The 15308-nt window shown below is 57.9% G+C and carries 10 protein-coding genes and 1 pseudogene; 10 read left to right on the top strand and 1 reads right to left on the bottom strand.

The window, feature by feature from the left end; all coding sequences use genetic code 11:
- Positions 1-11 precede the first annotated feature (11 nt).
- The gene (locus tag L63ED372_RS02910) at positions 12-671 is read right to left on the bottom strand and encodes a c-type cytochrome (protein ID WP_062403081.1); all 660 of its coding nucleotides are present in this window, start codon (positions 669-671) and stop codon (positions 12-14) included.
- A 106-nt stretch (positions 672-777) separates the two neighbouring features.
- On the opposite strand from L63ED372_RS02910, the gene L63ED372_RS02905 reads away from it, so the two are divergent.
- From L63ED372_RS02905 to L63ED372_RS02855, 10 genes and pseudogenes are all read left to right on the top strand, one after another.
- The gene (locus L63ED372_RS02905; RefSeq protein WP_062403078.1) at positions 778-1620 is read left to right on the top strand and encodes an AAA family ATPase; all 843 of its coding nucleotides are present in this window, start codon (positions 778-780) and stop codon (positions 1618-1620) included.
- Positions 1621-1630: 10 nt separating this feature from the next.
- The gene (locus L63ED372_RS02900) at positions 1631-1867 is read left to right on the top strand and encodes a hypothetical protein (RefSeq protein ID WP_062403075.1); all 237 of its coding nucleotides are present in this window, start codon (positions 1631-1633) and stop codon (positions 1865-1867) included.
- Positions 1864-2493, top strand: coding sequence for a GNAT family N-acetyltransferase (locus L63ED372_RS02895; RefSeq protein WP_062403074.1), 630 nt, complete (start codon positions 1864-1866; stop codon positions 2491-2493). The genes L63ED372_RS02900 and L63ED372_RS02895 overlap by 4 nt, the downstream gene beginning before the upstream one ends.
- Positions 2487-3671 (top strand): vWA domain-containing protein, encoded by a 1185-nt coding sequence (locus tag L63ED372_RS02890; protein ID WP_062403071.1) that lies wholly within the window; start codon positions 2487-2489, stop codon positions 3669-3671. Before L63ED372_RS02895 ends, L63ED372_RS02890 begins: the two co-directional genes overlap by 7 nt.
- Positions 3668-5521: an autotransporter assembly complex protein TamA gene (locus tag L63ED372_RS02885; RefSeq protein WP_062403068.1), complete on the top strand. Its 1854-nt coding sequence runs from the start codon at positions 3668-3670 to the stop codon at positions 5519-5521. Before L63ED372_RS02890 ends, L63ED372_RS02885 begins: the two co-directional genes overlap by 4 nt.
- Before the next feature lie 2 nt (positions 5522-5523).
- Complete coding sequence (locus L63ED372_RS02880) at positions 5524-9489, top strand: translocation/assembly module TamB domain-containing protein (RefSeq protein ID WP_062403064.1); 3966 nt, start codon at positions 5524-5526, stop codon at positions 9487-9489.
- 139 nt (positions 9490-9628) lie between these two features.
- A complete protein-coding gene (locus L63ED372_RS02875; protein WP_062403061.1) occupies positions 9629-10570 on the top strand; it encodes a hypothetical protein in 942 nt (313 codons plus the stop codon).
- A gap of 673 nt (positions 10571-11243) precedes the next feature.
- Complete coding sequence (locus L63ED372_RS02865; RefSeq protein ID WP_062403054.1) at positions 11244-11765, top strand: hypothetical protein; 522 nt, start codon at positions 11244-11246, stop codon at positions 11763-11765.
- Positions 11766-11875: 110 nt separating this feature from the next.
- Positions 11876-14251 (top strand): annotated as a pseudogene (locus L63ED372_RS02860) (class I SAM-dependent DNA methyltransferase); the annotation flags it as partial.
- A 103-nt stretch (positions 14252-14354) separates the two neighbouring features.
- Entirely contained in the window at positions 14355-15305 is a 951-nt protein-coding gene (locus L63ED372_RS02855) for an IS30 family transposase (protein WP_062402482.1), read from the top strand.
- Positions 15306-15308 lie beyond the last annotated feature (3 nt).

Raw genomic sequence — 15308 nt, 5'->3', positions numbered from 1 at the left:
AACAGACCGAATCAGCGCAAGCGCGACTGCGGAACCACCTTCATCTCACCATCCAAAGAGGCGATGTAAGCCGAAATGGCCTTCAGTTCAGCATTGGAGAACTGCTTGGCGATGCCACCCATCACGCCATTGTTGCGGCCCCATGTGGACTGGTTTTCCACTTTGTAAGACTTGAGCGCGACAAACAAATAGTCTTTGTGCTGACCGGCCAGCTTGGGGTAGCTTGGGTCGACCGGCTTGTTGAAGTTGTCGCCGTGGCAAGAAATACAAGCGCCCTTTTGCAACAAGGTAGCCACTTTGGCGTCGGGAGCCTTGGGGGCCTTGGTCACCGGCTCGACCTTGGCGTGTTGCTCATAGTAAGCGCCCAAATCGGCCATGTCCTGCTCGGTCAGGGTGTCGGCAATACCACGCATGGTGGGGTGCTTACGCTCGCCTTTTTTGTAAGCATTGAGCGAAGACACGATGTACTTGGCGTTTTGACCCGAAATCATGGGCACGCGGTAAACCTCAGGAAAACTGGCTTGGTAGCCCTGAATGCCGTGGCAGCCGATGCACATGGCAATCTTTTGCTCGCCAGCTTTGGCGTCGCCCTTGATCTCTTGGGCATGGGCGGAAAAGGCGGTCACAGAAGCGACAGCCAAGGCAAACATCGAGGTCAACAGCTTGTTCATTTTGCTTACACAATCCAATTGATTGATAAAAATCAACTGCGGATTATATCGGGCTGGCCCTCATAATCCTGACAAGACTCTTTACTGTTTTTGAGAATTGCCCACCATGAAATTCCAAGGTACCGAAAACTACGTCGCCACACAAGACCTGATGCTGGCCGTCAACGCCGCCATCACCCTCAAAAGGCCCCTTCTGGTCAAAGGGGAACCCGGCACCGGCAAGACCATGCTGGCCGAAGAAGTGTCCCAGGCGCTGGGCCTGCCGCTTTTGCAGTGGCACATCAAATCGACCACCAAGGCGCAGCAGGGCCTGTATGAGTACGACGCAGTGAGCCGTCTGCGTGACAGCCAGCTGGGGGAGGAAAAGGTCAAGGACATCGAGAACTACATCATCAAGGGCGTGCTCTGGCAGGCCTTCACCTCGGAAACCCCTGTGGCCATCCTGATCGACGAGATCGACAAGGCCGATATCGAGTTCCCGAACGACTTGTTGCGCGAGATCGACCGCATGGAGTTCTATTGCTACGAGACGCGCCAACTGATCAAGGCCAAGACCCGTCCGCTGGTATTCATCACCTCCAACAACGAGAAAGAGCTGCCCGACGCTTTCTTGCGCCGCTGCTTCTTCCACTACATCAAGTTCCCCGAAGCGGACACCATGCGCCAGATCGTGGATGTGCACTTCCCCACCCTCAAGAAAGACCTGCTGGCCCTGGCGCTCAAGACGTTTTATGACGTGCGCGGCTTGCCCGGCTTGAAGAAAAAGCCCTCGACCAGCGAACTGCTCGACTGGCTGAAACTGCTGGTGGCCGAAGACATACCGCTCGAAGCCCTGCAAAGCGCCGACCAGAAGGTGTCAGTCCCTCCGTTGGTGGGTGCCCTGCTCAAAAACGAACAAGACGTGACCTTGTTTGAAAAGCTGGTGTTCATGAACCAGCGCAACCGTTGAAGTCAAACCCATGAGCTCTCCCAACCCCTTCATGGAAGGCATCTCCGACGCCGTGGGCTTTGTCGGTGGCGCCTTGGCCGGTTACTGGGCTGGCCAATGGCTGGGGCTGAATATTTTCAGCGCCGGTTATGACAACGCCAGCATCGGTGGCATTTTGCTGGTGGGGCTGGGCGGCGGTGCAGGCCTGCACTTGGCCCGTTATTGGCGCAGCAAACAAAAAGCCAAAGACACCGACACCCCATCATGAGCCCTTGGATCACACCCACTTCGCTTCTGGGGCAGCATGTGCGACTCGCGCCCTTGTCGAACGACCACCACGACGACCTCGTCATGGCCGTGCAAGATGGTGAGCTTTGGAACCACTGGTACACCGCCATCCCAAGGCCCGAAGCCATGGCGGGTGAAATCACACGCCGCTTGAACCTGCAGAACCAAGGCAGCATGTGCCCATTTGCGGTGATCCACCCCAGCACGGGTCAAGCGGTGGGTATGACCACTTACATGAACATCGATGCTGCCAACCGCCGTGTCGAAATCGGCTCGACCTGGTACCGCCAAAGCGTTCAGCGCACACCCCTCAACACCGAAGCCAAGCGCCTGCTGTTGGCCCACGCCTTTGAGCACCTCCAATGCATCGCGGTGGAGTTCCGCACGCATTTTTTCAACCACCAAAGCCGCCGCGCGATCGAGCGCTTGGGGGCCAAGCTCGATGGCGTGCTGCGAAGCCACCAGATCAATCCCCACCCTTTGGCTGTTGGCGCACTGCGCGACACCTGTGTTTACAGCATCATTGCCAGCGAATGGCCCAATGTGCGCACCCACCTTGACTTCCAATTGAGCCGCACCAGAACCGAGGAACACCGGTCATGCTGATCGACTTCTTTTACACCCTTCGCGCTGCCAAACTGCCCGTCTCAGTGCGCGAGTACCTGACGCTGCTCGAAGCCCTGCAGGCCCATGTGGTAGGCCCGGCATCAGACGCTTGCAGCATCGACGACTTCTACCATTTGGCCCGCACGGTGATGGTCAAGGACGAAAAGCACTTCGACAAGTTCGACAAGGCTTTTGGCGCTTACTTCAAGGGTGTGGAGATGCTGACCGACTTCACCAAAGAAGTGCCACTCGAGTGGCTCGAAAAAATCCTGCAAAAGGAACTCACGCCCGAGCAAAAGGCCGCCATCGAGAAGATGGGCTGGGACGAGTTGATGGAGACACTCAAAAAGCGCCTAGAAGAACAAAAGGAACGCCACGAAGGTGGCAACAAGTGGATCGGCACGGGTGGCACTTCCCCTTTTGGCAACGGTGGCTACAACCCACAGGGCATCCGAATCGGCGGCAAGGGCGGCAACAAGAGCGCCGTCAAAGTGTGGGACCAACGCGCCTACAAGGATTATGACGACAGCCAAGAGCTGGGCACGCGCAACATCAAGGTCGCGCTGCGCCGCCTGCGCCGCTTTGCACGGGAAGGCTCGCAAGACGAACTGGACTTGGACGGCACCATCCGCAAGACAGCGGCCAACGCGGGCTATCTGGACATTTTGATGCGCCCGGAGCGGCACAACAACGTCAAGGTGCTGCTGCTCATGGACGTGGGCGGCACCATGGACGAGCACATCGCCCGGGTTGAAGAAATGTTCTCGGCCGTCAAGGCCGAGTTCAAGCACCTGGATTTTTATTACTTCCACAACTGCGTCTATGACTTCATGTGGAAAAACAACAAGCGCCGCTATGCCGAGAAGTTCCCGACCTGGGACATCTTGCGCAAGTACAACAAGGATTACAAACTGATCTTCATCGGGGACGCCACCATGAGCCCGTATGAAATTTTGCAAAAGGGTGGCAGCGTTGAATACAACAACGAAGAAGCCGGTGCCGAATGGCTGCAGCGCCTGACGCACACCTTCCCCAAATTTGCCTGGATCAACCCCGAGCCGCAAGGCGTGTGGCAATACCGCCAGAGCATCTCCATCATCCAGCAGCTGATGAGCAACCGCATGTTCCCCTTGACCCTCAAGGGCCTGGAAGATGCGATGCGTTTGCTGAGCAAATGAGGCGCCCAGCGCGGTTCGCGGGCCTGCAACGCATGGCCATCGCCGTGCTGCTGGCCACCCTCGGATCTGCTGCGCTGGCCCCCATCTCGGCTCTGGCGCAAGACACCGCAGCGCCTGCACCCCACACCACCGCCCCATCCCCAACCAGCCCGTCAGCCTTTGGCTTGGAGGTGCACAGCAGCGCTGAGGAGATCCGCGATTTTTTGTTGCAACATCTGGACTTGCAGCGCTACCGCAGCTTGAGTGATCTGGACGAGACAGAGCTGACCCGTTTGCTGCGTGACGCCGATGTGCAGGCCCGCGAGTTGCTGGGCACCTTGGGCTTTTTCAAACCCACACTGCGCTGGTCTCAAGACAAAATCGTCAACACCGGCAGCTTGGGCCGCGTCTTACTGGAGGTGGACAGCGGCCCTGCCGCCCGCATCTCGGAAGTGCAGTGGCAGTGGCTGGGCGCTGTGGGCAGTGACGCAGAGGGGCAGGCGCAGCTCAAAGCCATCGAACAGGAATGGGCTTTGCCGGTGGGCGAAACCTTCAGCCAGAACGCCTGGAGCCGAGCCAAAAACCAAGCCCTTCGCCAGCTGCTGGCCGAGCGCTACCCGTGGGGGCGGATCTTGCACAGCCTGGCCCTGGTGGACGAGCCCACCAACCAGGTGCGACTGTGGCTGACCCTGGACTCCGGCCCAGCCGTGAAACTGGGGGCATTGCAAATTTCCGGAACTGACAAATACGGCACCACACAGGTTGAGCGCCTGGCGCGTTTGCCCATCGGCCAGGTCTATCGACAAAACGATTTGCTTGAAGCACAGCAACGCCTGGTCACCAGTGGGTTTTACGATTCGGTGTTTGTCAGCCTCGATGTCGAAGGCCAAGCGGCGCAGGCCCCTGTCAAGATCGAGCTCAAAGAAAGTCTGCGCCAAAAATGGGTGCTGGGCCTGGGTGTGCGCAGCGACAGCGGTGCCCGCGTGAGCGCCGAACACACCCACCACAGCGTACCGGGCCTACATTGGCGCTCGGTCAGCAAACTGTCACTGGACAAAGATTTACAAAGTGCGAGTCTGGACCTGCTGGCGCCTCCCGATGTCAAGCTGTGGCGCTGGAACACTTCCGTCAAATTCGACCGTGAAAAAATTTTTGACGTGCCCCTGCAAAGCCAACGCTGGCGAGTGGGTCGCTCACAACTGGGTGAGCGCCGTGACCGCTCTTACTTCGCCCAATACGACTCGGCCCGACTGCAAGGCGACCTCTTGCGACAACGCGAAGCCATCAGCGCCAACTATGGCTGGACTTGGCGCAGCTTTGACAGTCTGCCTTTTCCCAACCGGGGCTTGGGTGTGGGCATTGAATTGGGTTCGGGGGTGACACTGGGCGACTCACGAGAGCCTTATGTGCGTTGGCGGCTCAAAGGCCTGGGGCTTGTGCCTCTGGGCTCCGGCATGGGCCGTTTGGCTGTGCATGCCGAAATGGGCAGTGTGGTCAGCCGCGACACCTCCAACCTGCCCGCCACCCAGCTCTTCTGGACGGGTGGCGACAACAGTGTGCGCGGATACGCGCCCAACAGCATTGGCGTGACCGATGCCAACGGCACCATGGTCCCAGGCCGATATCTGGCCTCAGGCAGCCTCGAGTGGCAGCGCCCCATCCGCCACAAAGGGCAAGCGACCGACTGGGAAAGCGCTGTGTTTGTCGATGCGGGATCGGTGGCCAACAACATGGCGAAACTCAAGCCGCAAATGGGCTACGGCATAGGTGCCCGCTGGCGTAGCCCGGTCGGACCGGTGCGCATGGATCTGGCTTATGGGCAGGCGCTGCAAAAACTGCGACTGCACCTGAGTGTGGGCTTCACGTTCTGAAGATGAACCACCCCAGCAAACACCCCACTGACCAGGATGCCACGGCGCAGACCGTGGACTCGACTGTCCATCCGCCACGGGATGCGCCCTCCCCTGTGCCCTCACCTGCGTGGTCGCTGTTGCAGCGTGTGGCAAAGGGCCTGGGTGCTTTATCGGCGGTGAGCCTGTCGGCCTTGCTCGGGCCCTTGGTGTTGGTTGCCGCGCTTGGGGGGCTGTGGGTCTGGACGGGCACGCCCGGCTCTTTGGGCACGGCCCTGAACATGGTCCACTGGGCCTTGCCCTCGGGCCAGCAGCTGCGCAGCGCCGATGTGCATGGCAACTTGCAGCAGGGCGGGCGCATTGGCCAGATCAGCTGGCAAAGTGGTGGTTTGCAGGTGCAGGCCCAAAACACCCAGCTGGTGCTCGATTGGTCACAGTTGTGGCGTCAGGCTTGGCCTGTGCAAAGCATTCGAATACAAAGCCTGCGCGTGCAGGACCAACGCCCCCCCAAGCCCGTCACACCCCTGACCGAGTTGCGCCTGCCGCTGCCCTTGCAACTGGCCTTGCAGGTGGACCAATTGGTTTGGCAAGGCAGCACGGCGGTGACGCTGTCCGATGTTCGGGCCCAGTACGCCTTTGACGGACAAGATCACCGCCTGAATGTGGACTCGCTTGCACTGGCCCAAGGTCGGTACACCGTGCAAGCCCGTTTGCAGGGCGCAGCGCCCATGGCCTTGCACGTTGCGGCCCAAGGCCAGGTGCAAACCCCGGCCAGCGGTCGCACACCCGCCCTGCAGCTGCAGGTCTTGTCCACGGTGCAAGGCCAGTTGTCAGGGCCCCAAGCCCAACTCTCGGTGCAAGCCGAGCTGGCCCCCACACCCGGGCAAGGCGCTTTGGGACGGGCACAAGACAAGGTCCATCTGTCGATGCAAGCGCAAATCCAGCCTTGGCAAGCCCAAGCGGTGGTGCAAGCCGAAGGCCAGTGGCAAGCCCTCGACCTGGCACCTCTGTGGCCAGGTGCCCCACAAACCCGATTGCAAGGTCAAGCTCGGCTGCTGCCCGATGGCGCAGCCTGGCAACTCGATGCGCAGGTGGACAACCGGCTGCCCGGTGCTTGGGACCAGCAGCGGCTGCCCTTGGCGCAGCTCAAGCTGAAAGCACGCCATGCCCAAGGTTTGTGGCAAATCCAGCAAGTCCAAGCCAGACTGGCTGCAGGCCAATTGCAAGGCCAAGGCCAGCAAACCCCCCAAGGGTGGACCGGGCAGCTGGAGATTCAGAACCTGCAACCGGCCTTGCTGCACAGCGCATGGGTCGGGCCTGCCGTGCAAGGCCGCCTCAAAGCCGAGGTCACAGGCGCCGACACCATCGCGCTGAGCGCCGATTTACAAGCGCCCAAAGCCCAAGCGACCAACGCCGCCGGTCCAGCGGCCTTGCAATGGGAACAGCTGCAACTCACAGGCCAGTGGCACCCCGAGCGCTGGGACATCGACAGCCTGCGCTTGCAGGCCGCGCGGGCTGTCCTGGAGGCGCAGTTCAAATGGCAACCCACCCAAAAGGCCGTGCAAGGGCGCATGACCTTGGAACTGCCCGGCATGCAAGCCTCAGCCCAAGGCAACTTGGCCCCCACAAGCGGCCAAGGCCGACTGGAAGTGCAAATGCAAGACGCCGCCTCCAGCCAGGCATGGCTGCAAGGCCTGCCAGACTGGGGCGCTTCACTCAAGAAATTCAAAGCCAGCGGACCAGCACGACTGATCGCCCAGTGGCAAGGCGGCTTTGACCAAGCCGATGCACCGCTGACCCTGAACCTGCAATGGCCGCGTGTCGAGTGGACACAGCCCAGCCCCAAGAGCGCACCCACCAGCCCCTCCATCTACCGACCAGCGAACTGGTTCATGGCTCCGGGTCAACTCAAGATGCAAGGCACCCCCTTGGCGGTGCAGGCCGAATTGCAAGCCCGCCTGGGCCAGGGCTCGCACAGCGCACAGCTGCAAAGCACCTGGCACGCCAAGCGCAGCGATGTCCACAGCGCCAACTGGCAAGGCCGTATTGAACAATTGAGCCTGAGCACCCCGAACACCCCAACCCCGTCAGCTGCGCCCTGGCGTCTGGTGTTGCAATCCACACTCGCCTGGCAAGCCCGAGTTGACCCCATGGCCCTGACTTGGGAGCCTTCCAACTGGCTGTTGCAAGGCCCAAGCCCAGGCCGCCCTCGCCTACAAGCCGAAGCCGGTGCCTGGACTGCGCCAAGCGCAGGCCAAGCCCTGCAAACGCATGGGGCCCTGAATTGGTCAGACCTGCCCGCTTCTTGGGCGCAAGCTTGGCTGGGCAGCGAGCTGCTGAATGACATCACACTCCAAGGCCAAGCGCAGTGGCGTGTGGACCAAGACCTCAACCTGAGCGTGACCGCTGAGCGCAGCCGTGGCGATTTGCGCATCAAGACCGACAGCACATCCGGCCAAATCACGGCCGCCGGTTTGCGCCAAGCCAAGGTGCTGGTGCGTATGCAAAACGAGGAACTCACCGCCGAGCTGAACTGGGACAGTGCCCAAATGGGCCAGGCCAAGGCCCAACTGCAAAGTCAGTTGAGCCGGACCTCGAACGGCTGGCAATGGGCAGAGCAGGCCCCCGTGAGCGGCAGCGTGCAGGCCAGCTTGCCACAGATCGGGGCTTGGTCGGTGCTGGCCCCGCCTGGCTGGCGCGTCCAAGGCACGCTGGACGCGAACCTGACGCTCAGCGGCACCCGCAACCAGCCCCAATGGCAGGGTCGCTTGCAAGCAGATCAACTGGCGGCCAGATCGGCCGTACAAGGCATCGAATTCAGCCAAGGGCAAATGCATGCCCGCCTGCAAGGTCAACGCTTGGTTCTGGAGCGCTTGAGCCTGCGCGGGGCCGGTGCACAGGGGGGCGAACTCCAAGGTCGTGGACAGGTTCAATTCAACACCGACTCCACAGTCCCCAATAGCCCCAGCACCAACCCTTTGCGCTCGGCCAATCTGGATCTGCAGATCCATGCCCAAAACCTGCGCGTGAGCAACCGCGCCGACCGGCGACTGAGCGTGTCGGGCGATGTGACGGCCCGCATGTCTCAAGGCCAATTGCAACTGCGTGGCGGCGTCCAGGCCGACCAGGCACTTTTTGTTCTGCCCGACAACAGCACCCCCAGCCTGGGTGACGATGTGGTGGTGTTTCGCCCCGGCATGGGCGAACTGAACCTGAGTGCCCTCACCGCCCCGGTCGAGCCCAACGGGCTCTCCAACTCTTGGTTGGGGGTGCCCGATGTGCGCGTCATGCTCGACTTGGGCTCTGACTTTCAGCTGCAAGGCCAAGGCCTCAACACACGCCTGACCGGTCGGGTAGAACTGCTCAGCAACACCAGCACGCGCGGTCAACCTCGCCTGAGTGGGCAGGTACGCACCGAAGGCGGTCGCTACAAAGCCTATGGCCAACAGCTGAGCATCGACACTGGTGTGCTGCGCTTCAATGGCCCCTACGACAACCCCAATCTGGACATCATTGCACTTCGCCCCAACCTGCCTCAAAAAGTGGGCGTGCAAATCACTGGCACCGCTTTGCTCCCACGCATCCGTTTGTACGCAGACCCGGACCTGCCCGACGCCGACAAACTCGCTTGGCTGGTGCTGGGCCGATCTGCGGCCAATGGTGGCGCCGAATCCGCTGTGTTGCAACAAGCGGCGGTGGCCCTGCTCAGCGGCAACGGCAAAAGCCTGAGCGGCGAGTTGGCAACCAGCCTGGGACTGGACGAAATCTCGTTGGGCAGCGGCAGCCGCTCGGACGCCACCGCCACCGGCGCCGCAGTCACACTGGGCAAGCGCCTGTCCAAAGACTTTTACCTGGCCTATGAAACCAGTTTGAGCGGCGCATTTGGCAGTTTGTATATTTTTTATGACCTCTCGCGCCGCTTGACCCTGCGGGCCCAAGCCGGGGAGCAAAGTGCACTGGATCTGATCTTCACGGTGCGGCGTGATTGAGCCGCTGATCCACGTCCACTCATAAAGGTGACAAATAAGCCACATAGTAAATAAAATTAACTCAATATTTACCAAAACTGTACTATCATCGCCGATCGGCCCTTTTGGGCATGCGTCTCACTGGTATCAGCTTTCACTTATGAACAATCCCTCATGGCGTGCTGAAGATGGGCAGCTCTTGCGAAGTTTGCGGGAAGAGGCAGGTATTGATGCACTGGTATTTGCACGGAACAACACCGTCTCGCTGGCACAGCTCAAAGAACTCGAGCTGGGCGGCAACAACAGTTTTTACAACCCGGCCATCAAGCGCAGCACGGGTGTCAAACTGCTCAAGAAATTGGGTCACGAACTGGTCATGCCAGAGCCTGTGCATGTGGTCGTTGAACCCACCGAACCGCACGAAGACGAGCAGACCTTCGACATGGCCACCGCAATGGCCCAAGCGCCCGTCAGCCACCCCAAGGCGCCTTCCAATGACCGCAGTCGCAGGCTGGTACAACAAGCTTTTTGGGGGTCTTTGGGTTTGCTGGGTTTGGTGGCACTGACCGCCATGAAGCCCTGGGGCATGGGCGATGCATCCGCCACCCACGTCCACGCTGCCGTTTCGGTCATGCAGGACCCGTTGCCCATGGTCCCTTCAAAACCAGAAGCCAAGCCATCTGCCCCAATAAAACAGTCGCAGGCGCCTTCAGCACCGCCCGCCAATGCCATCGGCTTGACCCCAGTAAGCGGCGAGCCTCCCCTTGCTGCGATCAAGGTCTCAGCGTCAACACCTGCATCGGCTTGTGATTGGCAGCACCGCGACCACAGCAAAACACACACACCAAGCCAGCCGCTCAAACCAGGCAACTATGTGCATTTGGAGGCCCAGGCGGACACTGAACTGTGTGTGCTCGACAGTCAAAACCAGAAAACACTTCTGCAACTCAAAGCGGGCATGACCAAAAGCGTTTATGGCTCGGCACCGTTCCTGGTGCACAGCCAAGAATTGCACACCTTGAAATTGTTTTTCCAAGGCCGCCGTGTGCATGAAGCCCTGGATGACATGCAGTACCTGCTCTTGAACAGCCAACCCCTTTGAGGCAGCTGCTCATTGGCAGGCGCTGACAGGTCGAGCACCCCAAGACATTCCACCCATCCTGAGGTAGTGCGGGCCATTACAATCCGCTGCTTGGCCACCGTAGTTCAATGGATAGAACTCTCCCCTCCTAAGCGGTCATAGGTCTTTGAATATTTTCATAAGCCGTTGATTTAAAAGACTTTTTATCCTTTGTTTTCCCTGTTTTTCTGTATATTTTTCCTCTTTCCGTGTCCCAAATTTGTCCCAAGGCTTGTCAAGCTGTAGACGAGAGATCTTGGACTCAAGCTGCGCAAGCGCTGGGGCAAGAGGGGGTTGCAAGCTCACAAAAATGACGACCTGCTAAGATTCAAAAAGTAAGCTCCTTGTAGTTCAATGGATAGAACGGAAACCTCCTTTCAATGGGCAGTCACAGGCGAAAGCAGTGACTGAATGGGGTCAAATTCGGTGAACCCTCTGGTCCTAGTGACCGTGGCAACGCCGAGCCAAGCCAAGAGCGATCTTGGAAGGTGTAGAGACTAGACGGCCCCTGCCTAAAGGCGCGCCAGCCCAAGGCAAAGGCATAGTCCAGACCACAAACGATTAGTCGGTGGCTAAAGCCATAGTGGTACGAAGTTTCAGATACAGGTTCGATTCCTGTCGAGGAGACCAACTCAAATTGGTGGAGACAGCGCCTATGGAGCAAACGAGCAACTTGGTTGCCTACCTACGGACACGCTCTGGTGGCCGAGAAGTCTTGACGCCCAAGCAACTTGAGCCCATCTTAGGGATCAGCGCCAAACACCAAAGCCTCTTGCGCAAAGAGAACAAACTAAAAATCCCCTACATCGTGGTTGGCGGAAAAATTCTCTACAGCATTCACGCTGTTGCAGACATGTTGACAAAGCCGGCCGAAAATGAGCCAGCTCCAGCAAAACCCACGAAGGTCGAAAAAGCCACTTCTGGCAAAACAAAGGCTGAGGACAAGTGGCGCTCCAGCTTGAAAGTGCCCTCCTCCCAACCAATCAATATGAGCCAAGCCTTGCTGAGGGCCTTCGTCCTGAACAACATACAAGCTGAAATCTCCTCATTGACTGCCCTCACGAAAGAACTTCAAACCTTACAGCTGGCCGATGAGCTGCGCGACGCTTTGAACAAGAAACCTGATGGCAGTGGTACGGACAGCAAGCGCAAACCCAAACCCAAAGTGAAAATTTGACCCTGCGCTAGAGCCTCAAAATCCTGACCAAGCCTGCGACAATGAGAGGTATTGACAACAACCATTTGGAACCCGCTGGAGCCAAGTCGTACAACACAGGTTAAAGGCCCATGAACGCAGTAGAAATTGAAGCCGCACTATCGGACCTTGCTCTTGAAGCGTTTGACGCCGCCGAGTTTCCCTTCCAGTTTCTTGCCGCCTTTGGCAATAAAGAGGTAGCGCTCAAAAAACTGCGCACCGGCCACAGCAACTCCTCAGATCTCACCAGCGGGGTCCTGCTGCGCAACAACATCCACCTCGCAACCTGCGAGGCTGGTGCAGTTGGCCAAACCCTGCAAGCCCTCAAGGCTAGCCCAGCCACCACCAAGGCCAAAGCCAAATTCATATTGGCCACCGATGGCCAGTCCCTAGAAGCCGAAGAACTCATCACAGGGGAAACCATATCCACAGACTTTGTGGACTTCCCCAACCACTTCGGTTTCTTCCTGCCACTGGCGGGCATCTCCACCATCAAGGAGATAAAGGACAACCCGATTGATGTACGAGCCACAGGGCGACTGAACAAGCTCTATGTGGAGTTGCTTCGTGAAAACCCAGACTGGGCCAAAGACCAGCGCCGGGCCGACATGAACCACTTCATGGCGCGACTGATTTTTTGCTTCTTTGCAGAAGACACGGGCATCTTCAACAGCACGGGGCTTTTCAGCAAAACCGTCGAGCAAATGAGCGAGCGTGATGGCTCCAACACACACGATGTGCTGGAAACCATTTTCAGGGCCATGAACATCAAGGCCAACGACCGGGACAGCGCTCAGCCCAGACTGCCCAACTGGGCCAATGCCTTCCCCTATGTGAACGGTGGCCTGTTTTCTGGGAGCACCGAGGTCCCCAAATTCACACGGATTGCACGCACCTACCTCAGCCATGCAGGCAACCTAAACTGGAAGGAAATCAACCCCGACATCTTTGGGAGCATGATTCAGGCCGTTGCCGACGACGAAGAACGGGGCGAGTTGGGCATGCACTACACCAGTGTCCCCAACATCCTCAAAGTCCTCAACCCCTTGTTCCTTGATGACCTTAGGGCGCAGCTTGAAAGCGCTGGTGACAACCGTGTCAAGTTGCTCAACCTGCGCAAGCGCATGGCCCGCATACGGGTGTTTGACTCAGCCTGTGGGTCCGGCAACTTCCTCGTCATTGCCTACAAGCAAATGCGGGCGATTGAGGCTGAAATCAACCGCAGACGGGGCGAAGAGCACCTTGGCTCTGAAATCCCTTTGACCAACTTCAGGGGCATTGAGCTGCGCGACTTTCCAGCTGAAATCGCACGTCTGGCGCTCATCATCGCTGAGTTCCAGTGTGATGTTCTCTACCGTGGCCAGCAAGATGCTCTCGCAGAGTTCTTGCCGCTGGACACTCAAAACTGGATCGTTTGCGACAACGCCCTGCGACTTGATTGGCTGAGCATATGCCACCCGACTGAAAAGAAAGTACGTATCGTTGGCGATGACTTGTTCGCAACAACGACTCAGAACGAAATTGATTTTGAAAATGAAGGGGGCGAAATCTACCTATGCGGCAATCCACCGTATCAAGGCAGCGTGGGTCAAACAGTCTCTCAAAAAGAGGACATGGCCAGAATATTCGCCCCTCTTTTGAAGGCCTACAAAGACCTTGACTATGTCTCGGCTTTCATGCTGAAAGCTGCGCAGTTCAATAACAGGGCCGGCTCATCTAGTGCTTTCGTGACCACCAATTCAATTACGCAAGGGGAGCAGGTTGCGATGCTGTGGCCTCTTGTTTTTGAGCAAAAAAATTCGATCCACTTTGCGCACACATCTTTTCTTTGGAGCAATCTAGCCAGTAAAAAAGCCACTGTCACATGTGTCATTCTTGGGTTGACTGCTAAGCAACAGACCGCAAAGAAAATATTTGATTCAGAGGTGGTCAGAACAGTTTCAAACATCAGTCCCTACTTGGTTTCCACTGAGAACCTGATAGTTTCGAAACGAAGTGCACCAATCTCTTTGCTGCCTTCAATGCAGTCAGGAAATAAGCCATCAGATGGTGGCCATCTAATGCTTTCTGACGACGAGAAAAAAATCCTTCTCTCCAAGTTCCCTAGTGCTTCAAAATTCATCAAGAGGTACTCGGGTTCGCATGAGATCATCAATGGTGGGTCTCGTTGGTGTATTTGGGTTGAGGACGAAGACATTCGGGAAGCTGAGAGCATCCCAGAACTCAGAATGAGATTTTCGCTGGTAGCCCAAAAGAGGGCCTCTGGAGGTAAGCAGGCGGCAGACAATGCTGGCACACCGCATCGTTTCGTTTTCGCCCCGCATAACAGTCACCTTGCCATAGCAATACCTAACGTGTCATCGGAGCGCAGGGAATATCTCCCTTGCGACCTAACTAACTACAGCACAGTTGTCTCCAATGCGGCGTCCGTCATATACGATGCTCCGCTTTGGTGTCTGTCTTTGATTGGGCGGATTCAAGTACGAGGTGCAACAAAGATAAACCCGGTGATGGGTGGCTGAGGATGTCAAGGCATCATGGCCACTCAAACCGCCAAGTCCAAGTTGCCAGATGTACAAGCACCTCAGCCGAGAAGAACGATACCAAATTCACAGCCTCTTGAAAGCCAAACAGACCATCAGCGAGATCGCCCGTTCATTGGGCAGGAGCCGCAGCACCATCAGCCGCGAACTCAGCCGTGGCCGCGGTCAGCGTGGCTATCGCGCCGAACAAGCCTGCGCCAAGGCTTCTGAGCGGGCACAGCGAAGCCGTAATGCCCGCCGTTTAGATTCCAAAGTCTGGTCCGATGTGGATTTCTACCTTGGCATTCAATGGAGCCCCGAGCAGATTGCAGGCAAGGTGGCGGTCAGCCATGAGAGCGTCTATTTGTATGTCTATGCGAACAAGGCTGCCGGTGGTGATTTACACACGCACCTGCGTAGCCAAAAGCCTCGGCGCAAACGCCACCTGTGCGGGCGTGATAGACGTGGTCAGATCCCGAACCGCCGCCCGATCAGCGAGAGACCAAGCCACATTGAAGATCGCAAGCAAGTGGGCCACTGGGAAGGTGATACCGTTATTGGCGCGGCTCACAAACAAGCCATCGTGACACTGGTAGAACGCAAGAGTGGCTTTGCTGTGCTGGCCAAAGTGCCCAACAAGTCTGCTGATTTGGTGGGCCGGGCTATTGAAGGCATGCTCAAGCCCCTGAGCTCACGGGTGAAGACCTTGACGGTAGACAACGGCAAGGAGTTTGCCGATCACCAGGCCATCGATCAGGCCCTTGGCATCCAGACTTACTTTGCCGATCCGTATTGCAGCTGGCAGCGCGGCAGCAACGAGAACTTCAATGGTTTGCTGCGCCAATACATTCCCAAGAAACGGCGCATGGAAACTGTCACCGATGAGGAGTTGACTATGATCGAAAACAGATTGAATCACCGGCCCAGAAAGCGGCTGGGATTCAAGACACCCCACGAGGTGTTTCACGCCTCGTTAAACCGTGTTGCAGTTCGTACTTGAATC

It is taken from the genome of Limnohabitans sp. 63ED37-2, from assembly GCF_001412535.1.
In the GTDB taxonomy this organism is placed as follows: domain Bacteria; phylum Pseudomonadota; class Gammaproteobacteria; order Burkholderiales; family Burkholderiaceae_C; genus Limnohabitans_A.
Note: the sequence above shows the minus strand (reverse complement) of the source record. Positions and strands in the feature narration are given on the sequence as shown.